Raw genomic sequence first — 20,218 nt, forward strand, 5'->3', positions numbered from 1 at the left:
GGGTCATCGCGACACCGTCGGTGTCACGCCGCCACAGTTGATGTAATTCGCCTGAACTTCAAGCTCGTAGCCGGTGCCCTGGCGGTCGTCGGTGTACCAGCCGGGTGTCCTGGTTCCGTCGGGCGCCGACACCGAGGTGGTCTTGATGCCATCGGAGCGTGAGTTCCAGGTACAGGTCACTGAGCTGCCGTCGAAGTTGTGCACGGTGATCTTGATGTACGTGCAGTTGACGATTCCCTTGACGTTGCAGGCGCCGCCGGGAGAGATGGTGGCAGTAGGCGTGGGTTTGCTCTCAGACGTCGCCGATGATGAGCTCTCTCCACTCACGGCACCGGTGACGTCGACCGTGCGGGCGGTGATGCTGTGAGTGTCGCTGTAGCCGGCTGGAATGGTACGGCTGCCACCGGCTGTGCCCACGTTCTCCCAGCCGCCCGAGTCGATCTTGATCTCGATGTGGTAGTCGCGGCCGTTGCGGGCGACCGACGACCAGTTGACGGTGACGCTCTGGTTGCCAGGTGAGGCGCTGGTGCTGGGCTTGTTCGGGGCGCCGTAGGGCGAGACCGAGTTCGAGGCAGTGCTCGCGGCACCGTTGTAGGTCTCGCCGTCGAGCTGGGTGACGGCCCGAACGCGCACGGTGTAGTCATTGTTGTTCGAGACGCCGCTCGTGATGACCTTGTTGCCGGGCATGCTGTTCCAGCCACCGTTGTTGAGGCTGTACTGGTAGGCGAGCTCGCTGGCTTTCGCGCCGTTGCCGGCGGCGGGCGAGTACGACACCGTGAGCTGGTTGTCGCCGGCGGTGGCGCTCACGTTGCCGGGTGCACCGGGGGCCACGAAGGCGCGGCGGGGCGCCGAGGGGCCGGAGGGGTTGCCGGTGCCGGCCTTGTTGGCCGCGGTGACGATGAAGGTGTAGTCGCTCTCTGAGGTGGCGACTTCGATGGCCTGCGACGTAGCGGTGCCCTCGGGGAGGGTGTTGACCACGGATCCTCCGAGCAGAACCTGCAGCGTGTACGCCGAGACCGCGTCACCGTTGTTGGCCGGGGCAACCCAGTTCACCTGCAACTGGGCCTTGTCTCCCACGGGCTCGAGACGGGTCGTGGTGGGTGCGGCCGGGGCATCCGGTTTGCCCGCCGGAATGACGGTGGCCGAGTACGGGCTGAAATCGCTCGGGTCGGGGGCACGGTTCACGGCTTGGATGCGCACCTGGTACGCCACGCCGTTCTCGAGGCCGTTCCACACCGTGCTGTTGCCGGTGACGCCGGTCTTCTGCACGGTTCCGGCGGCGGGGGCGGGCGAGATCTCGAGGTTGTACGAGGTGACGGGCGAGCCGGTGGTGGGCGGGGTGACCCAGTTCACGGTTGCGCTCTTGTCGCCGAAGATGAGCGTGGGCGCTGCGGGGGCGCTGGGGCGAGCATCCGGCCGGGCGATGCCGGAGGAGGGCGAGGCGTCAGAGGTGCCGACTGCGTTGGTGGCGGTCACCGTGAAGGTGTATTCGACGTTGTTGGTGAGGCCGTCGAGCGTGCAGGTGGTCGACTGGCACTGCTTGCTGTAGCCCTGCGGGCTCTTCACTGTGTACCCGGTGATAGAGGAGCCATTGTCGCTCGGCGGCACCCACGACAGCACGACAGTCTTGTCTTGAATCGAGGTGACACTCGGCGTGGTGGGGGTATCGGGGCGGCCCTGCACGGTGAGTCGAATACGGCCGTCGGCGACCCGCAGCGGGTCGTTCGTGGCGTCGGTGATGCGGTAGCGCACCACCATCGTGCCGACGAAGTCGCTCGCGGGCGTCACGTCGACTTGGCTGCCGTTCACGCTGGCGGTGCCGTTGCCTGTCTCAACGACGGCATCGAGAATCTTCAGCGGAGTCTCGGGGTAGGGGTTGTAGTCGTTGTCGAGCACGCTCACCGAGCGGGTCTTGCCCTGGTCGGCCTGCGGGATGGTGTCGTCGACCGCCGACGGCATCGGCCGGATGGAGGTGAGTACGTTGACCGTGATCGCGCCGGTGCCGGGCGCACTCTGGCCGTCGGTCACCTGAATCTGAAAGGTACTCTGCCCCTTGGCCGCGGAGCCGGAAGCCGACACGCTGAGCGTCTGGCCGTCGATCGAGGCGGTGATGCCGGGGTTCGGCGAGCCCACGACCGAGTAGCTGAGCTTCTCGAGGTCGCCCTGGTCGGGGTCGCGGGAGAGCGTGCGGAGGTTCAGCTTGTCGGCATCTCCGCCCGGCGCGACGTTGACACTGCCGCCGAGGAACGTGGGCGAGATGTTCGTGGTCGAGACAACAGTGATGGGAATGACCAGCACGGCCTTCTTGCCGAGCGGGTCGTCGGGCCCGGTGCCGTCGGTGACCTCGAAGCTCAGCGCATCGGGCCCGTAGTACCCGGCCTGCGAGGTGTAGGTGAGAGTGGTCTCGTCGGTGACGAGCGATGAGCCGTTGCCGTGCGCCACACTCACCTTGCCGGCCTCGGTGATACGTGCGGTCTTGCCGCTGTTCACGAGCACATACTGCGACAGTGGCACGCTGATGGTCTCGCCGCTGTTGACCGTGATCGGCTTGACGCCGGGCTTCAGGGTGGGGTGCAGGTCGGCCAGCCCCGGTACGAAGATGAATGCCGAGGCTTTCAGACCGTCGGGGTCGGTGACCGTGTAGGTCACGATCTGGGCGTCACCGGTGAGGGTGACCGTCACTTGGTTGTCGGCCGTGATGCTGGCGTTGGGGTTGTCTGAACTCACGGTGAGGTCGTCGACCGTGCCGTCAGGGTCGTCGTCGTTCTCCCGCACGGGAACCGTGGTTGTCGCCTTGCCGATGACGTCGGCCGCTACCACCACGTCGTCGCGGGCGATGGGCGCCACGAGCACCGCGTTCGGGTCGACGGTGACCAGCAGCGGCCCCACGGCGGTGGCGCCGTACTGGTCGACGACGGTGTACTGCACGGTGTACTGACCGGGGGTCTGCGGGGCCGTCACTTCGACCCGCCCGCGCTTGACCACGGCCGTCACTCCGTCGGGCACCTGCAGGCCGTTGTCGCGGAGCAGAATCGGGTCACCGTCGGGGTCGGAGTCGTTGGCGAGAACATCCACCGCCACTGTTCGCCCCGGGCGCACGCTCACGGCGTCGGGCACGGCGTACGGGCTCTGGTTGGCGCTCGCCGAGGGCACGATACCCACCTGTACGGTGGCGGTCGCTTCGGCGCCGAGTCGGTCGCGCACCACATAGGTGAAGGTGTCGGTGCCGGTCGACGTGGGGTACGCCTCATACTCGAGCCACGATTCGCCCACGCTCGTGATGCGACCCTTCGCGGGCGCGGTGCCCTGCCCGATGAGCGACACCGAGTCGCCGTCGGGGTCGATTCCGTCGAGCGGAATCGGGATGCGCACGGTGGTGCCCTGCAGTGCGCGCACGGTGACGTCGCGCGGCCGGGGCGGGGAGTTGGCGCCGGCATCGTTGCCGATGATCTGAATGGTCACATACCCGGCAGCGCGCTGGCCCTGGCTGTCGACCACCTCGTAGGTCGTGTAGACGGTCTTCGCCACCGGGCCGGCCTTGAACCGCAGGGTGTCTTGCGCCACGAACATGTCGCCGTCGGCTGGTGCGATGAGCGGCTGCACGAGCGTGGGCGAGAGCGAGATGGTGTCGCCGTTCGGGCTGTAGTCGTTGTCGAGCACGTGGATCGTCGCCACGTCTGCCGCGCGCACCGTCACCGTGTCGTTGACCGCGACCGGCGGCAGCAGTTTCGCGGGCGCCGGAATCGGTATCACGAACACCTCGCCCACCGCCGATTTTGTGCCATTCGTCACCGTGTAGTGAATCGTCGTGGGCGACGTGATGCCCGGCGAGTCGGTGATGCGCAGCGTCTCGTGCTCGAGCACCTCGACGGCCACGCCCGAGTCGGCCGGGTTGTCGATCGACTGCACGGCCAGAATGCCGCCGGCCGGGTCGAAGTCGTTCGCGAGCACATTCACGAGCACGCTGTGGCCCTTGGTGAGCAGGGCGGTGTCTCGCACGGCAATGGGTGGGTCGTCTGCGTTGACGCTGGCGAGAACATCCACTCGCACCAGGCCCGAAGCCGTCTTGGGGCCGTCGGTGACGAGGTACTGCACGTAGTAGGTGCCCGGGTTCGGGGTGATGAAGGTGAAGGTGCCCGTGGTGTAGTCCGGCACCACGGTGGCTCCGGTGACCTCGTTGATCTTCGCGAGACGCAGCTGCGCGCCGCTCGGGCTGAGGTCGTTGGCGAGCGGCGAGGCGGTGACCTGCTGGTTCGGGCGGGTGATGTAGTGGTCGGCGTTGGTGACGGGGGCGAGGGTTCCGGATGCCCGAACCTCGAAGTGAATCGTGCCCTCGGTGTCGAGTGTTCCGTCGCTCACAACGACTTTCACGTCTTTGCGGCCCGGGTCAGCGTCGAGCGCTGTGAATGTGATTTGTCCGTCGGCGCGGAACTGAACCTGGTTCGCGCCGTCGGCGGTGGCCGAGCGCACGAACAGGTCGTCGCCGTCGGGGTCGATCCAGTCGGGCAGCACGTTGTACGAGACGGTCGAGTTCTGCTCCACGGGAATGGTGGCGACGCGCTTCTCGACCGGTGCCTCGTTCGTGCCCGGCGCCTTCACCGTGAGCGAGACGGTTGCCGTGGCCTTCCCGCCCCGCCCGTCGTCGACGCTGTACGAGAAAGTTCCCGTGCCCGTCGCGTCGGCCGGCACGGCGATCTGCAGGGCTGCGCCGCCGAGAATACTCTGCACTGTGCCGAGCGGGGGTTCGGCGCCGTTCAGGGTGGCCGTGAGCACGTCGCCGTCGGGGTCGGAGTCATTGTCGAGCACGGGCAGCACCGTGGTGCGGCCCGCCCGAACGCCGAACTTGTCGTCGACGGCAATGGGCGGACTGTTCTGATCGGTGCGGTTCGGCAGAATCTGCTGAAGCTCTTCTTCTGTGGTGTTGTCTTCTTCGTTGGTCTGGGTCTGGTCGGGTGGGGGCACCACGTCGTCCCAGTTCTCGACCTTCTTCATGTTCTGGTTCACGAGCCATACGGCGCCGCTCGTGAGGTCGTTGATCACCACGACGTCACGGTTGACCCGAAACACGAGGTCGGCGTTGTCGGGCAGGCCGTCGATGGTGCTCGACACATCGTTGGCGGTGCCGGCGCAGTCGCGTACATACGTCGAGGCGCCCGCCCAGGCGCCGTACGCGCAACCGCTGAGAAACACGGGTGGGGCCGGCTTGCCGGGTTTGCCCGACGAGGTGCTGGTCGCCGTGCTGCCGTCGAGGGGCTGGCTGATCAGCTGGGTGGTGGTGGCGATGAGGGCCGACGAGGAATCCGGGCCGTTCTGCTGAAGGATGCCGCCCTTCGAGTCGGCGACGCTCACCTGCTTGCCGCCCGGGAGGTAGAGCACGCCATTGACGCTGTCGAACACCACCGCGCGGGTGCCCACGGTGGCGAGCGAGAGCTGTGCATCATCCGGAACCGTGCCGAGCGCAGCCGTCACAGGGTCGCCCGCGGTGCCCTGGTCGTCGACCGGGATGCTCACCAGCTGCTTGTCGGCCAGCGAGAGGCCGTGAATCGTGCCGGTGTCATCGACCGTGGCCGAGGCTCCGGCGCCGAGCTTGTAGAGAGGAGTGTCGGGGTTGGCCGTGAAGTTCGCGACCGCGGCGGCGGTACTCGAGAACAGCAGCCCGGTCGAGGCATCGAGCACTGAAACGGTGTTGGCGCCCAGCGAGACCTCTGCCTGGGCCGGGATGGCGACCGGGTTGCCCACCGAGACGGTGGCCGGGTCGACCACACTGAGGGTCGACGACGACGGGTCGACGGCGATGACGGTCTCGCCGTTCTGCAGAATGTCGAAGGTGCCGCTGGTCATGCGCAGGCCCCCGTCGAGCACCTGCGAGGGGTAGTTGAGGTGGCCGAGCAGCAGGCCGCTGGGCTTGGTGACCCACACGCCACCATCGTTGAGTTGCACGTTCGCGGTGGTGATGCCCTGGTAGAAGAGGGCCATGGTCGTGACGGCGAGCGAAACCACCGAAACGGTCGCCACAGATGCGACCGTCGCCTTTCGGCGACGCATGGCCTCGAAGAGCCTCACGTTGTTTTATCCCCATCGTCGACTGACAGTCGGGTCTCTCAACTTCGGGTGAAGAAAAACCAACGCAGCCATTCAAACATGAGTTCTGCTAGGGCCCAAATATGTTTGCGCGAGGTATACGCGCGGGTGCGCCTTACGTTTGGGTTCGGTCGCGGCCTTGCGCCTCGTGCCACCGTGCGGCGAGGTGGTGCCCGCACGGTGCGAGGTCTTGCCCGTACGGTGGGCTGTATGCAGCTCACCATTCTCGGCACGGCCCAGCCCTTCCCTGTTCCCGGCAATGCGTGCTCGGGGTACCTGCTGGCCTCGGGTGAGACGCAGGTGTTGGTGGATGCCGGCACCGGCACCCTCGCCGAACTGCAGCGTCACACCACCCTCGATTCGCTCGACGCCATCTGGGTTTCGCACCGGCACGCCGATCACTCGGCCGACCTGCTGGTGGCGTACTACGCGTTGCGGGCCACAAAAGTGGGCGCGGCGCGGCGCATCCGGCTGATAGGCCCGGAGGGGCTCGACGAGCGGCTCGCCACCTACCTCGGCGGCGATGCGGCCGAGGGGCTCCATGAGGTCTTCGAGTTCACCGAGATGCACGGCTGGGGCGAGGCGCTCGTGGGCGAACTGGCGCTGGCGTGGGGGCCGGTGTCGCACGGCGTGCCGGCGTTCGCGCTGACCGTCACCGACGTCGGTGGGCTCGGCGTCGAACGGGGCAGTGCGGGGGCCGAGGTGGTGCCGGATGACGGAAGTTTCACCTACTCCGGCGACACCGGCCCGTGCACGTCGCTCGTGGAGATGGCCGAGGAGTCGTCGACGCTGCTCGCTGAGGCCGGGTACGACGTGGCTCCGGCCCGGGGCGAGGAGTACGTTCACCTCACCCCCGAAGACGCCGGCCGGGCCGCCACGTCTGCCGGGGTATCGACTCTGCTGCTCACGCACCTCGCGCTGGGCCTGACCCCCGCCGCCGCGCGCCGTCGCGCCGCCACCACCTTCGCCGGAGCCGTCGCGCTGGCCCTGCCGGGCCAGACCTTCACCGTCTGAGCTCTCCGCGTGTCGCCCGCCTCTGCCGCGCAGGCGGGTCATGCGGGGGTCGGGGTGGGGCCGAGGCGCATCCAGTGCGGGGTGCGGGCGCGAAGGCCGAGGGTGAGGGCGCGAGCGCCGATGTAGCCGTAGCCGAAGGCCGCCCAGAGCCAGACGAGGGCGTGCGAATCGGCCAGACCGCCAGTTGGGGTGGTGACGGCTCCAGCAGCGTGAGCGACGGGGTCCGACGCGGTCGAACCGCCGTCGGCCGCGGCAGCGGGGTGCAACCACAGCACGAGCAGCAGCAACGGCGCGTAGAGGGCGAGGTTGACCAGGCCCGAGAGCGCGAGGTACCGCGCGTCGCCGGCGCCGATGAGTACGCCGTCGAGCACGAACACGAAGCCGGCCAGCGGGATGCCCGCCGCCATCGCCAGCGCGGTGACGGTCACCCCGTGCTGAACTTCGGGGCTCGCCGAGAACACCGGCCCGAGTACGGGGGCGAGGAGGGCGACGGCCGCTCCGAGCACCGTGCCGACACCGAGCGACCAGACGATGAGTCGCCGCAGCAGAAACCGCACCCGTTGAACGTCGCCGGAGCCCAGCCCGTGACCGACGAGGGCTTGCGCGGCGATGGCCAGGGCATCCAGAACGAAGGCAAGGGTCGCGAACAGCGTCAGCGCGATCTGGAACGCTCCCAGCTCAGCCACCCCGAACGTGGCCGCGACCGCTACCGTGGCGAGCATCGCCGCCCTCAGGCTGGCCGTGCGCACGAACAGCCAGCCTCCGGATGCCGCCGCCGACCCCACACCGGAGAGCCCCGGCCGAAGGCTCGCCCCACTTGCCCGGGCCGCGCGCACGACGATGAGCAGGTAGATGAGTGCCATCGCCCATTGCGCCACAACGGTTCCGGCGGCCGACCCGGCGATGCCCCAGCCGAACCCCAGCTCGGGCCAGCCGGGGCCCCACGACCCGCGGTAGATGAACAGGGCGTTGAGCCCCGCGTTCGCGGCGAACCCGCAGACGGCGACGACCAGCGGGGTGCGGGTGTTCTGCAGGCCACGCAGCACCCCGGTTGCGGCGATGACCAGCAGCATGGCGGGCAGGCCGGCGAGCGACACGGTGAGGTAGGTGGTGGCGTCGGTCGCGACCGCGGGGTCTGATGTGAAGAGCCCGACCGCGTTCGCTGAGAAGGCGAGGCCGAGCAGTACGACGACGGCGCCGAGCAGCAGGGCGAGCCAGAGCCCGTCGATGCCGGCCCGCAGTGCACCGGGGCGATCACCCGCGCCGAGCAGGCGTGCGACGGCGGGCGTGGTGGCGTAGGCGAGAAAGACGAGCAGGCCGATGACGGTCTGGATGAGGGCGCTCGCGATTCCGAGTGCGGCCAGGGGCACCTCGCCGAGGTGGCCGACGAGGGCGGTGTCGGTGAGCAGAAACAGAGGCTCGGCCACGAGCGCGCCGAGCGCCGGCACCGCGAGGCGCAGGATGTCTCGGCTGAGGCTCGGGGTGGGCATCCCTTCACGGTAGCGGGCTGATGCGCCCGTTCTGCACCGGCCTGCGGCTCACAGCCGAACCGCTGGAGTGCTCCTTTATGCTGAAGGCATGAACGAATCGGGTATCAAAACCACAGAACTCGACCCTGCCACTCGGGCCCAAGACGACCTGTTTCGGCACGTCAACGGCAAGTGGATCGCGCGCACCGAGATTCCCGAAGACAAGGCCCGTTTCGGGTCGTTCTACGAGCTCGCCGAAGAGGCTGAGAAGGCCGTGCAGCAGATCATCGTCGAGGCGCAGGGCGCAGTCGAGGGCAGCGAGGAGCGCAAGTTCGGCGACCTCTACACGAGCTTCATGGACGAAGCCCGTATCGAAGAGCTCGGCACCTCGCCCATCGACGCCCAGCTGGCCCTCGTGAGCAACGTTTCGTCGGTCGAAGACCTCGTGCGCACGGTGGGCCGGCTCGAGCGCCAGGGCGTCAGTGGCTTCTTTCAGACCTTTGTCGACAACGACCCGGGCAACCCCGAGCGCTACCTCGTCTTCGTGAACCAGGGCGGCCTGTCGCTGCCGAACGAGAGCTACTACCGCGAAGAGAAGTTCGAGAGCGTGCGAGAGGCGTATGTGGCGCACATCCAGCGCATGTTCGAGCTCGCCGACACGGGCAGCGCGGTCGACCGGGCCACTGCGGCCGATGCGGGCAGCCCTCCCGAGCGGGCCCAACGCGTGTTCGATCTCGAGACCGCCCTTGCGAGCCACCACTGGGACAACGTGCGCACCCGCGACGCCCAAGCCACGTACAACCTGCTCAGCTGGGCCGACCTGCTGGCACTGTTCGCGGGCTCCGCGGCCGAGGGTTCGCCGGCCGGCACCCTCACTCTGTGGCGTGATGCTCTGGATGCCCCCGCCGGCGTCTTCGACGAACTCGTCGTGCGTGAACCCAGCTTTCTCGAAGGTCTCTCGTCGCTGATCACGGCCGACCGTCTCGAGCAGTGGAAAGACTGGCTGGCGTGGAAGATCATCCATGGCGCGGCCGCCCTTCTCCCCGCCGACTTCGTCGAGGCCAACTTCGACTTCTACGGGCGCACCCTCACCGGCACCCCCTCGATGCGCGACCGGTGGAAGCGCGGCGTCTCACTCGTCGAGGGCTCGATGGGCGAGGCTGTCGGCCGCATCTACGTCGAACGCCACTTCGGCGGCACGGCGAAGCAGGCGATGGATGTGCTCGTCGAGAACCTCATCGAGGCCTACCGGCAGTCGATCACCGACCTGGCCTGGATGACCCCCGAGACCCGCACGCGTGCCCTCGAGAAGCTCGGCAAGTTCACTCCGAAGATCGGTTTTCCCGACACCTGGCGCGACTACTCCGCCCTACAGCTCGACGCCTCGAGCCTGTTCGACAACGTGCGGGCGACCAACGAGTTCGAGTTTCAGCGTGAGCTCGGCAAGGTGGGCAAGCCGCTCGACCGTGGCGAGTGGTTCATGACCCCGCAGACGATTAACGCGTACTACAACCCCGGGTTCAACGAGATCGTGTTTCCCGCGGCCATTCTGCAGTATCCGTTCTTCGACGAGGCACGGGATGGCGCGGCGAACTACGGCGCAATCGGTGCGGTCATCGGCCACGAGATCGGCCATGGGTTCGACGACCAGGGTTCGCGCTTCGATGGCGACGGCAAGCTCACCGACTGGTGGACATCCGCCGACCGCGAAGCGTTCGAGAAGCTGACCGCCTCGCTCATCGAGCAGTACAACGCGCTCGCCCCCCTGCAGGTGCCCGGCCAGCACGTGAACGGCGCCCTCACCATCGGTGAGAATATTGGCGATCTGGGCGGGTTGGGCATAGCGTGGAAGGCGTACCTGATTTCACTGGGCGGCGAAGAACCGCCCGTGATCGACGGGCTCACCGGCGCCCAGCGGTTCTTCCTGTCGTGGGCGCAGGCGTGGCAGCAGAAGTCGCGTGACGAAGAAGTGATTCGCCTGCTGGCGATCGACCCGCACTCGCCGAACGAGTTTCGCTGCAACCAGATCGTGCGCAACATCGCAGAGTTCTACGAGGCGTTCGATGTCAGCGAGAGCGACGCCCTGTGGCTCGCCCCCGAAGACCGTGTGACCATTTGGTGAGAGAAGCGCTGAGGTAGGTGACGGAGTGATGCGCAGAGATCGACGGAGGGCCGGTTCGGAGTTGCCGAGCGGGCGTCGGTCGAGCGCCGCCGCGCACGACACCGACACTTTTCGGCGCGGGTTCGTCTCGCTGACGAACCTCGCTCTCTCCGGCGTGCAGATCACCGCCTCGGCGCTCGACGTCGAGAGCGAGAAGGTGCTCTTCTCGATCGACGACCACTTGTCGGTGCCCACCGCGAGCCTCGGCAAGGTTCTGCTTCTGATCGAGGTGGCCGCCAGGCTCACGCAGCGCGAGACCTCGGCGCACGGCCTGCTCGACCGCACGGTTGTCGACTCGGCGGCCGACACCGGGCTGTGGCAGCATCTGCAGGTGCCGATGCTGCCGGTGGCCGACCTGGCCGTTCTCATCGCATCCTCCAGCGACAACCTCGCCACCAACGTTCTGCTGCGGCACATCGGTCTCGACAAGGTGCGTGAGCGCGGGGAGTCGCTGGGTCTCAGCCGCACGTTCCTGCTCGACAAAGTGCGCGACCATCGGGGCCCCGACGACGCCCCGCACCTCTCCGTCGGTTCGGCGCGCGAACTCAGCACGCTTTTTCGCAACCTGGCCGAGGGCACCGTGGTCGACGTCGCCACGAGCCAACAGGTGCTTTCGTGGCTCGGCCTCGGCGCCGACCTCTCGATGGTGGCCAGCGCGTTCGGGCTCGATCCGCTGTCGCACACCCACTCCGACCACGGGTTGCTGCTGGTGAACAAGACGGGCACGGGCAAAGGCATCCGAACGGAGGCCGGCGTGCTGCGCGGCCCCCGCGCCGGCGTGGCGTACGCCGTCACGATGCGCTTCAACGACGCCGACCTGAACGGGCGCCTCGCCGTGCTCGACGGCATGCGAACGCTCGGCACTGACATTCTCGAGTACGTGCACTGAGCCGCCCGAGCCCCCCCATCCGAAACTCTCGCTGACGATCACACGGTGATCGTCAGGATGGTACCGCGTGCGCCTCAGTCGATGAGGCCGAGGGCCACCAGCCGTTCGAGCGTCTCGACCCCGGCCGGCGGGCACCGCCCCGCATCGGCCGACGTGACCCAGTGCACCGAGTCGACCTCGGCTGACGCCACTGGCTCGTCAGCGGTCGTGGCGGCGAACAGCGTCATCGCAACCAGTCGCCCGTCGGGCTCGCCATGCGCCTGCACTGTCACCGTGAACAGCTCCCGGATGCTCTGCTGCTCGAGCTCGACCGCAATCTCTTCGCGGCTCTCCCTGGCCACGGCCTCTGCGGCTGTCTCTCCCGCATCGATCTTGCCGCCCGGCAGGTACAGCACGTCGCGCCCGCGTGCGGTGACCATGAGCACCCGGCGCCCGCGCAGCAGCACGACGGCGGCCACGCGGATGGTCGGGAGCCCGGCCCCGGGCCGGGCAAGCAACCCAGCCGAAGCCATCGCGGTAACGCCGGCCTGGTCAGCTCCGGACTGAGCCCACGCCGACCGCAGAATCGCGTAGACAGCGGTGTCGCCCCAGGCGCCCTTGAAGAATGTGTCTTCGCGAAAATGGGCCTCGAGCACCAAACCGAGCCGTTCGGCGAGGGCCGATGACGAGCTATTGCGAGGGTCGAGGGTGGCGTGCACGCGGTGCGCGTTCAGTTCGGTGAAGGCGTAGTCGAGCATCCGGCCGGCCGCCTCAGTGGCGTAGCCCTGCCCCTGAAAGTCGGGGTGGAAGGCCCAGCCGATCTCGGCCTGTCGGGAGGCGGTGCTGCGGAGAAACACCGTGATCTCGCCGATGAGCCGTGCCGGCGAACCACCCGTGCCGGGAAGCTCGACCGCGACGACGAGCACATCGCCGTCGTTCTCGAGGCGGGTCATCGTGAGGCGCCGGGTGAGGTGCTCGCGCGACTCGTCGAGGGTGCGAACGTTCCAGAGCATGAACCGGGTGACCTCGGGCAGGCGCTGGTAGGCGTGGATGTCGGCGAGGTCGCTCTCGGCGAGCAGCCGCAGCACCAGGCGCTCGGTGTGCAGCGGTTCGGTGAAACTGACCACGGGCCGGCGGGTCAGGATGCGGCGGCTGTGCCGGTGCGCGGCGAGTTGTCATCGCGTGCGGCGGTGCCTGTTCTGCCGAGCCCGGCCCCAGGCCCGGCGGGCAGAGCCGACGCGGCTGGCAACACAGGCACGATCGTCGGAAGAGGCGTGACCTGCGCTGCCGCCGCCGGCTGCACGCCGAACAGCGCGTCGAGCGCCGACACGAACGACTCGCTCTCGCCGGCCCGGGCGAGTTCGCGGGCCCGAACAGAGGGCGTGTGCAGCAGCACGCCGACGAGGTGACGAAGCGCAGCCTCGGTCTCGCTGGCCGCCGCGTCGTCACCCGCGCGGGCGCGGGCCCGGGCGATCTCGGCGTCGAGCACGTCGAAGAAGTGCCCGCGCAGCGCTACCACGGCCGGCGTGACCTCTGATTCGACGCGGGCGGCGGTGAACTCCGCCGCAGCCTCGTCGACCATGGCCCGAGCGCTCGTGGTGGCCTTGAACTCGTCGATGGGGGCGTGCAAGCTGATGGTCTCGAGGTCGAGCAGCTCGACGCCGGGCAGATGCTGGGCGGCCGGGTCGATATTGCGCGGCAGGCCGAGGTCGATCACCAGGCGACGCTCGAGCGCATTCGGCCGGGCCGCTGCCGCCGTGAAGTGCGCGGCAGAGAGCACGTAGGTCGGCGACTGGCTCGCAGCCACCACCACGTCACTCTGGGCGAGCACGGCGTCGAGGCCGGGCGTGAACACCTGCGGAACAGACAGACGCTCGGCGAAGGGCGCGATGCGGCTCGACGGCGAGTACACGGTGACGTTGGTGACGCCGCGTTCGTGCAGGGCGGCGAGGCTCACGCGGGCGTACTTGCCCGTGCCGATGAGCAGAACGCGAGTGGCGGCCCAGTCGGTGACGCGGCTCTCGGCCAGTTCGAGGGCGAGACGAACGAGCGAGCGACCCGCTCCGCCGACACCGGTTTTCGTCTTCACGTCGCGTGAGGTGTGGGATGCCCGCTGAAACAGTCGTTCGAGAGCCGACGACGTGGTGCCTTCGATTCGCGCCGTCTGCAGGGCGCGTTTCACCTGCCCGCCGATCTCCTCTTCGCCGATGACAACGGATTCGAGCCCACTCGACACCGAGAACAGGTGCTCGGCGACAGTGTCGCCCGACAGAACGGTGATGGCGTCGATCACGTCGCCTGAGTCGACGAACGAGGCGGCGCTCACGGCGTCGATGACCTCACGGGCGGCGAGTGCACAGCCGGCGGTGAGGGGTTCGTCGACGTCGAGGTAGGCCTCGAAGCGGTTGCAGGTCGCCAGAACGACAGCACCCTGGATGAAATCGCTGTTCGCGACGAGCTGCGGAGCCACCGACGGTGCGCCAACAGAGAGCTTCTCGAGGAGGTCGAAGCTCGCGTTTCGATGACTGGCAGTCAGGCAGATCAACACCAACCCATCGTAGGCGACTTTGCTGCGAGTACCGACCTTTTTCTACCAGCTGTAGTAGACAGCCTGTGCAGCAAAGTTTGAGACACTGGAGCACGTGACTTTCAACGTGAACACCAGCGATGTCGCCGAGCTTCCCGCCGGGCATCCGTTGCAGACCGGCCGAACCTCAGCGTCACCTCTCGTCACCACGTACCAGGGGGTGCGCGGCGACGTCACGCCCGTGTGGTTGATGCGCCAAGCCGGCCGCTCCCTTCCCGAGTACCGGGCGCTGCGAATTGGCACCGACATGCTCGACGCGTGCCTCGACCCCGCCATGGCCAGTGAGATCACCTTGCAGCCCTGGCGCCGGCACGGTGTCGACGCGGCCATCTTCTTCAGCGACATCGTGGTGCCCATGAAGCTCGCAGGCGTCGACGTGTCGATCGTTGCGGGCAAGGGGCCCGTGCTCGGCTCGGCGGTTCGTACGGCTCAGGATGTCGCGGCTCTCCCGGTGCTCGACGAGTCGGCCCTGGCGCCCATCTCCGACGCGGTCGCCCTCACCGTCGCCGCGCTCGGCGACACCCCGCTCATCGGGTTCGCCGGCGCCCCCTTCACCCTCGCCGCGTACATGGTCGAGGGCGGACCGTCGAAAGACCACATCGCCGCGCGAACCATGATGCACTCCGACCCCGAGACGTGGCAGGCGCTGATGCAGTGGACCTCCACCGTCACCGGGGCGTTCCTGCGCGCGCAGATCGTGGCCGGGGCGAGTGCCGCCCAGCTGTTCGACTCGTGGGCGGGCGCGCTGAGCCTGAAGGACTACGTGGAGAAGGTGGCTCCGGCCTCGAAGCTGGCGCTGGCGCGGGTGCACGGGCTGACGTATTCGATTTCAGGGGCAACAGACGCAGCCGTTCGCACGGTGCCGATCGTGCACTTCGGCGTGGGCACGGGCGAACTGCTGAAGGCCATGCATGATGTGGGCGCCGATGTCGTCGGGGTCGACTACCGGATTCCGCTCGACGAAGCCTCTCGCCGTCTCGGCGGAGGGGTTCCGCTGCAGGGAAACCTCGACCCCGCGCTTCTGGCCGCACCGTGGCCCGTGCTCGAAGCCCACATTCTCGACGTGCTCGAGCGGGGCACGGCGGCTCCGTCGCACGTGCTGAACCTGGGGCACGGGGTGCCACCGGATGCCGACCCGGCCGTCATCACCCGGCTGGTCAAGTTCGTGCACGACAATGCTGCCGCACCCGCGGCGTAGTTCAGAGAATCCGGAGCACGGAGTGGCACTGAAGAGCATCGTCGTCATCGGCGCCGGGGTCGGCGGCCTGGTCGCTGCCCGCGAGCTCGCACGAAAGGGCTTCGGGGTGACGCTGCTCGACGCGGCCGACGAAGCCGGCGGGTGTGTTGCAACGCACACGGTGGCGGGCATCCGGCTCGACAGCGGAGCAGAGAGCTACGCCACCCGTGGCGGAACCGTGGCCCGCTTTCTCGCCGAAATCGGGCTTGCCGACGCCATCGTGTCGCCCAATCCGGCGGGCGCGTGGGTTCAGCTCGACGGGTTCGCGGCGCCCCTGCCCAAGAACACGCTGCTGGGTATTCCCGGAGTACCGCTGGCCGACGACGTGCGCCGCATCATCGGCTGGTCGGGCGCCATTCGCGCCCAACTCGACCGGTACATGCCGCTCGTTCGGGTGCGCCGCGAGACTGATCTCGGCGACATCGTGCGTCGCCGCATGGGCCAGAAGGTGCTCGACCGTCTTGTGGCGCCCATCGTCTCTGGCGTGCACTCGGCCCATCCTGACCTCGTGGATGTTCACGCCGTCGCCCCGGGGCTCACCGCCGCCATGACGACGCAGGGGTCGCTCTCGGGCGCCGTGATGTCGCTCATCGCGCGGCGCGCTGCGGCGGCGCAGGGCGCGCGACCCGACATCACGGGGGCCAGTGCGGCAAACGGGGTGGCGGGCGCGAGAGCAGGCTCGGCGGTCGGCGGAATCGACGGCGGAATGTACCGTCTCGTCGACGCCCTCGTGGCCGACTGTGCGCGCCTCGGGGTCGACGTGCGCCTCGGCAGTGTTGTCGCGGGCATCCGCCGGGTGCCGAACAACACGCCCGGCCAGGCCGAGTGGATGACCGTGCTCGGCGACGGCGCAGTTCTCGGCTCGCACGGGGTCGTTGTCGCCGCGGGTTTTCGCGCCGCCCTCGCCCTGTTGGCGTCTATGCCACCCGCTGACGCAGCCCCCAGCGACCTCGCTGGACCTGCGGCCTCAAGCGGCCTCGGCGATCTCAGCGAACCGAGCGACCTCGCCGCGCTCACGCGCTCGAGCGAATGGCCCGGCTCGAGTGCCGTGACGCTGGCCACGCTGGTGCTCGACGCGCCCGCGCTCGACGCGGCTCCGCGCGGCAGTGGCGTGCTGGTGGCAGAAGACGTGACCTCGGTGGGCGCAAAGGCACTCACGCACGCCACCGCGAAGTGGCCGTGGCTCGCCCGCGACGCCGGGCCCGGCCGTCACGTGGTGCGGCTGTCGTACGGTCGTGGCGGGGAGGGCCAGGCACCGAGCGCGGTGACGCAGGCACAGGCGTTGGCCGACGCCAGCACCCTGCTCGACACTCCGCTCGACGAAACGATGGTGCAGGGGTTCGCCCTCACCGAGTGGCGTGACTCGCTGGCCTTCGCGACGGGAGGCCACCGTGCTCGGGTCGATGAATTGGTCGAGGCAATACACGAGCATCCGGGACTCGAGGTCGTCGGCGCGTGGATTTCGGGCACGGGCCTCGCGTACGTCATTGACGGAAGCAGAGTCAAGGCCTCTGAGCTCGCTGCACGTCTGCACAGGTCATAGGTCTACGATTTATTTCAGATAAGCAACTCACGACTGATCGGAGTAATCATGCGCGGAAAGCTGCTTTTCGTGGTCGGCATCGGTGCAGGCTACGTACTCGGCTCCAGAGCCGGCCGTAAACGCTACGAGCAGATCAAGGCGGGTGCAGACAAGGTGTGGTCGTCGCAGCCGGTGCAGGCCGGGGTCTCGTCCCTGAAGGGTTTTGCCAACCAGCGCATCGACGCTGCGTCGGGCGGGCTGGCCAAGCAGATCAGAAAACTGCTCGGTTCGCTGTTGCACCTCGACCGTTCGAGCGGCACCGGGGTCTCTGAGTACCGTCAGACGGCACCAGCGTCTGCAACGAAACCGCCGCTCACGCCGCCCGCGGCCTGAGCGGGGAGGAACGTTTCGTGACCAGTATCCCGACCCCCAACCCGAAGCAGAAACAGTCACTGGCTGAACTTGTTTCGGCCCTGCCGAGCCTCGTCACCACCCTCGTCAAAGACGAGCTCACCCTGCTGAAGTCCGAGGTCGTCAAGCGGCTCTCGAAGCTGGGAATCGGTGCCGGGCTCATTGCGGCAGCACTCTTTCTGCTGTTCTTCGTGTTCGCCGTGCTGGTGGCCGCCGCTATTCTCGGCATCGCCACCGCGCTGCCGGCGTGGCTGTCGGCCCTCATCGTGGCGGCCGGGCTACTGGTGATCGCGATCATCCTCGCTCTTGTCGGGGTGTCGTCGATCAAGAAGGGCATTCCGCCGGTGTCCGAAGAGTCGATCACGAGCCTGAAGAAAGACGTCAACGCGGTCAAGGGGCTGGGCGAGACGAAAGCTCCCGGCGAGACGAAAGCTTCCGGCGACACGAAAGAACTGGGTGCCAAACATGAGTGACATCTCACACGCGAGCGCACCGCTCGGTGCGGCATCGAAGGCCGCAGCGGCAGGGCTGAAGAAGAACCAGCCGGCGAAACCTGACAAGCCCACCGACACACGCAGTCACGAGCAGATTCAGAAAGACGTCGTGAAGAACCGCCAAGACCTCGCTGAGACTCTTGACGCCATCGAGTACAAGCTGAACGTTCCGAAGCAGGCCACAATGGCTGCCCGGCGCGTGAAGGCGAAGATCAAGACACTCCGCGAGGAGAACCCCGCAGTTCTGGTGGCCGGCGCTGCCGGTGCCGCGGCTGTGGTGGGCACCGGCATCTGGCTGGGTGTTCGCGCTCTTACCCGGCGCTGAGTGGCCAATTGCCGGCGCCGACCCTGGGTCGCCGGCCGAGAAAGAAGACAATGACAAACCCGACATCCGATCGGGCCATGCCCAATTCGACCATCGCTTCGACCAGTGAGCCGGCCGGAGAAATGGTTACGGGGTACGCCCTATGGGCGGTTTTCGCCCGCGACCGGCATGCGCCGCTCGGCCTGGCTGACAGTGATGCTGTGGCTGACAGTGACGCTACGGCCGGCAGTGCCGCTGCGGCGGCTGTGGCCGAACTCGACGCGGCCGTCGCACGCATCGAACAGCGCGACGTGACCCTGCGCGGCTGGTACGACGTATCGGGCCTGCGTGCTGACGCCGACCTCATGGTGTGGATTCACGGCGACACCCCCGAGACCCTTCAGTGGGCCCTTCGCCAGCTGCGCCGCACGACGTTGCTCCGCACGCTCGCGCCGGTGTGGAACGCGCTCGGTGTGCACCGCGACGCGGAGTTCAACAAGCGCCACATGCCCTCGTTCATGCTGGGCAAACCGCCGCAGACCTGGGTGACCGTCTACCCGTTCGTGCGTTCGTACGAGTGGTACCTGCTGCCCGACGCCGAGCGGAGCGCGATGCTCCGCGACCACGGCATGAAGGGCGCCGCCTTTCGCACGACGCTGGCGAACACCGTTGCGAGCTTCGCCCTCGGCGACTACGAGTGGATCCTTGCGCTCGAAGACGAGAACCTGCTGAACCTCGTCGACATGATGCGTGACCTCCGGCAGACGGATGCCCGTCGCCACGTTCGCGAAGAGGTGCCGTTCTTCACGGGCCGCCGCATTCCCACCACCGACATCGTGGAGGTACTCCTGTGACCGATGCATCAACCCCCGCATCAACAGACGTCGCGCCCGACCTCGTACGCGGCGCGACACCCGCCGCCGCGCAAGGCCCTGAGCACGTCACGGTCGCCGTGGCGTACGACGCGATTCTGCTCGCCTCCTTCGGTGGACCCGAAGGCCAAGACGACGTGATTCCCTTTCTGAAGAACGTCACCCGCGGCCGCGGGATCCCCGAAGAGCGCCTCGAAGAGGTTGCCCACCACTACCGTGCGTTCGGCGGAATCAGCCCGATCAACGAGCAGAACCGTGAGTTGAAGGCGGCCCTCGAACACGAACTCGCCGCCCGCGGCATCGATCTGCCCGTGCTCTGGGGCAACCGCAACTGGGACCCGTACCTGCGCGACGCGCTCGTCGAGGCGAACGAGGCCGGCTACACGAAGCTCATCGCCATCGGTACGAGCGCCTACAGCTCGTACTCGAGCTGCCGCCAGTACCGCGAAGACTACGCGAAGGCGCTCGACGAGACCGGCCTGAACGGCGTCATCCAGATCGACAAGGTGCGTCAGTTCTTCGACCACCCCGGTTTTGTCGCGCCCTTCATCGACGGGCTCGCCGACGGCCTGGCCCAGGTGCAACAGGCGCGGCCCGGTATCGACCTCGCCACCGAGGTCGAGGTTCTGTTCACCACGCACTCGATTCCCTCGAGTGACGCCGACAGGTCTGGTCCGCCCGAGCGCGGTTTCGGGGCGGGCGGCGCGTACGAAGCGCAACACCGGGCGGTGGCCGAGGTCGTGATGGCCGCGGTCGGGGTGGGTCGTACATCCATGCCCCAGTGGCAGCTCGTCTTTCAGTCACGAAGTGGCCCGCCCACGCAGCCGTGGCTCGAGCCCGACATCAACGACGCGATTGGCGAACTGCCCGCACGCGGCATTCGTGCGGTCGTGATCGTTCCGCTCGGATTTGTGAGCGACCACATGGAGGTGAAGTGGGATCTCGACAACGAGGCCACCGTGACGGCTGCAGATAACGATTTGTACAGTGTTCGTGTTCCTACCCCCGGGGTGCACAAAAAGTACGTCGAGGGGCTGATTGACTTGGTGCTCGAACGCGTGAATGGAACACCGACTGCCGAACGCCCTTCGCTGACCGAGCTGGGGCCGTGGTATGACGTGTGTCGTTCGGGCTGCTGCGAGAACGTTCGCCTCGGCTTCAAGCCGGCTTTGGCTGGTCTGGCACCGTAGATCGCGTT

Annotated in this window: 14 protein-coding genes; 10 read left to right on the forward strand and 4 right to left on the reverse strand. The window is 67.8% G+C overall.

Annotated features, from left to right (window positions below; all coding sequences use genetic code 11):
* Positions 1-3: 3 nt before the first annotated feature.
* Positions 4-6,063 carry an Ig-like domain-containing protein gene (locus tag QN358_RS12635; protein ID WP_323512594.1) on the reverse strand — a complete coding sequence of 2,020 codons (6,060 nt, stop codon included), beginning with the start codon at positions 6,061-6,063 and terminating at the stop codon, positions 4-6.
* Between the two features lie 228 nt (positions 6,064-6,291).
* Between QN358_RS12635 and QN358_RS12640 the strand changes: the two genes are divergently transcribed.
* Complete coding sequence (locus tag QN358_RS12640; RefSeq protein ID WP_323512595.1) at positions 6,292-7,095, forward strand: MBL fold metallo-hydrolase; 804 nt, start codon at positions 6,292-6,294, stop codon at positions 7,093-7,095.
* A 38-nt stretch (positions 7,096-7,133) separates the two neighbouring features.
* Here the strand turns inward: QN358_RS12640 and QN358_RS12645 are convergent, their stop codons facing one another.
* Positions 7,134-8,585, reverse strand: a complete 1,452-nt coding sequence (locus QN358_RS12645) for an MATE family efflux transporter (protein WP_323512596.1) — start codon at positions 8,583-8,585, stop codon at positions 7,134-7,136.
* Between the two features lie 88 nt (positions 8,586-8,673).
* On the opposite strand from QN358_RS12645, the gene QN358_RS12650 reads away from it, so the two are divergent.
* On the forward strand, positions 8,674-10,686 hold the full coding sequence (locus QN358_RS12650; RefSeq protein WP_136642954.1) for a M13 family metallopeptidase: 2,013 nt from the start codon (positions 8,674-8,676) through the stop codon (positions 10,684-10,686).
* A gap of 28 nt (positions 10,687-10,714) precedes the next feature.
* Complete coding sequence (locus QN358_RS12655; protein WP_136642955.1) at positions 10,715-11,614, forward strand: serine hydrolase; 900 nt, start codon at positions 10,715-10,717, stop codon at positions 11,612-11,614.
* A 74-nt stretch (positions 11,615-11,688) separates the two neighbouring features.
* Here QN358_RS12655 and QN358_RS12660 read toward each other — a convergent pair whose 3' ends face one another.
* On the reverse strand, positions 11,689-12,720 hold the full coding sequence (locus QN358_RS12660; protein WP_323512597.1) for a GNAT family N-acetyltransferase: 1,032 nt from the start codon (positions 12,718-12,720) through the stop codon (positions 11,689-11,691).
* Between the two features lie 11 nt (positions 12,721-12,731).
* Positions 12,732-14,141, reverse strand: coding sequence for a glutamyl-tRNA reductase (locus QN358_RS12665; RefSeq protein WP_323512598.1), 1,410 nt, complete (start codon positions 14,139-14,141; stop codon positions 12,732-12,734).
* Positions 14,142-14,235: 94 nt separating this feature from the next.
* Here QN358_RS12665 and hemE point away from each other — a divergent pair, with 94 nt between their 5' ends.
* The 7 genes from hemE to QN358_RS12700 are packed head-to-tail and all read left to right on the forward strand — an operon-like array spanning position 14,236 to position 20,210.
* Positions 14,236-15,378, forward strand: coding sequence for a uroporphyrinogen decarboxylase (hemE, locus tag QN358_RS12670; protein ID WP_237280448.1), 1,143 nt, complete (start codon positions 14,236-14,238; stop codon positions 15,376-15,378).
* 22 nt (positions 15,379-15,400) lie between these two features.
* Positions 15,401-16,960 (forward strand): protoporphyrinogen/coproporphyrinogen oxidase, encoded by a 1,560-nt coding sequence (locus tag QN358_RS12675; protein WP_323512599.1) that lies wholly within the window; start codon positions 15,401-15,403, stop codon positions 16,958-16,960.
* A gap of 48 nt (positions 16,961-17,008) precedes the next feature.
* The gene (locus QN358_RS12680; protein WP_237280450.1) at positions 17,009-17,332 is read left to right on the forward strand and encodes a hypothetical protein; all 324 of its coding nucleotides are present in this window, start codon (positions 17,009-17,011) and stop codon (positions 17,330-17,332) included.
* Between the two features lie 17 nt (positions 17,333-17,349).
* Positions 17,350-17,823 (forward strand): phage holin family protein, encoded by a 474-nt coding sequence (locus tag QN358_RS12685; RefSeq protein WP_323512600.1) that lies wholly within the window; start codon positions 17,350-17,352, stop codon positions 17,821-17,823.
* Positions 17,816-18,169 carry a DUF3618 domain-containing protein gene (locus QN358_RS12690; protein WP_136642959.1) on the forward strand — a complete coding sequence of 118 codons (354 nt, stop codon included), beginning with the start codon at positions 17,816-17,818 and terminating at the stop codon, positions 18,167-18,169. Before QN358_RS12685 ends, QN358_RS12690 begins: the two co-directional genes overlap by 8 nt.
* 50 nt (positions 18,170-18,219) lie before the next feature.
* A complete protein-coding gene (gene hemQ / locus QN358_RS12695) occupies positions 18,220-19,002 on the forward strand; it encodes a hydrogen peroxide-dependent heme synthase (RefSeq protein ID WP_323512602.1) in 783 nt (260 codons plus the stop codon).
* Positions 18,999-20,210: a ferrochelatase gene (locus tag QN358_RS12700; protein WP_323512603.1), complete on the forward strand. Its 1,212-nt coding sequence runs from the start codon at positions 18,999-19,001 to the stop codon at positions 20,208-20,210. Before hemQ ends, QN358_RS12700 begins: the two co-directional genes overlap by 4 nt.
* The last annotated feature ends 8 nt before the right edge of the window (positions 20,211-20,218 follow it).

Origin of the sequence: Subtercola sp. RTI3 (genome assembly GCF_035018625.1) — a bacterium.
Lineage (GTDB): Bacteria > Actinomycetota > Actinomycetes > Actinomycetales > Microbacteriaceae > Subtercola > Subtercola vilae.

Coding starts and splice junctions, on each gene's coding strand:
- QN358_RS12640 (WP_323512595.1), top strand. CDS start 6,292: ATGCAGCTCACCATTCTCGGCACGGCCCAGCCCTTCCCTGTTCCCGGC.
- QN358_RS12645 (WP_323512596.1), bottom strand. CDS start 8,585: ATGCCCACCCCGAGCCTCAGCCGAGACATCCTGCGCCTCGCGGTGCCG.
- QN358_RS12650 (WP_136642954.1), top strand. CDS start 8,674: ATGAACGAATCGGGTATCAAAACCACAGAACTCGACCCTGCCACTCGG.
- QN358_RS12655 (WP_136642955.1), top strand. CDS start 10,715: ATGCGCAGAGATCGACGGAGGGCCGGTTCGGAGTTGCCGAGCGGGCGT.
- QN358_RS12680 (WP_237280450.1), top strand. CDS start 17,009: ATGCGCGGAAAGCTGCTTTTCGTGGTCGGCATCGGTGCAGGCTACGTA.
- QN358_RS12690 (WP_136642959.1), top strand. CDS start 17,816: ATGAGTGACATCTCACACGCGAGCGCACCGCTCGGTGCGGCATCGAAG.
- hemQ (WP_323512602.1), top strand. CDS start 18,220: ATGACAAACCCGACATCCGATCGGGCCATGCCCAATTCGACCATCGCT.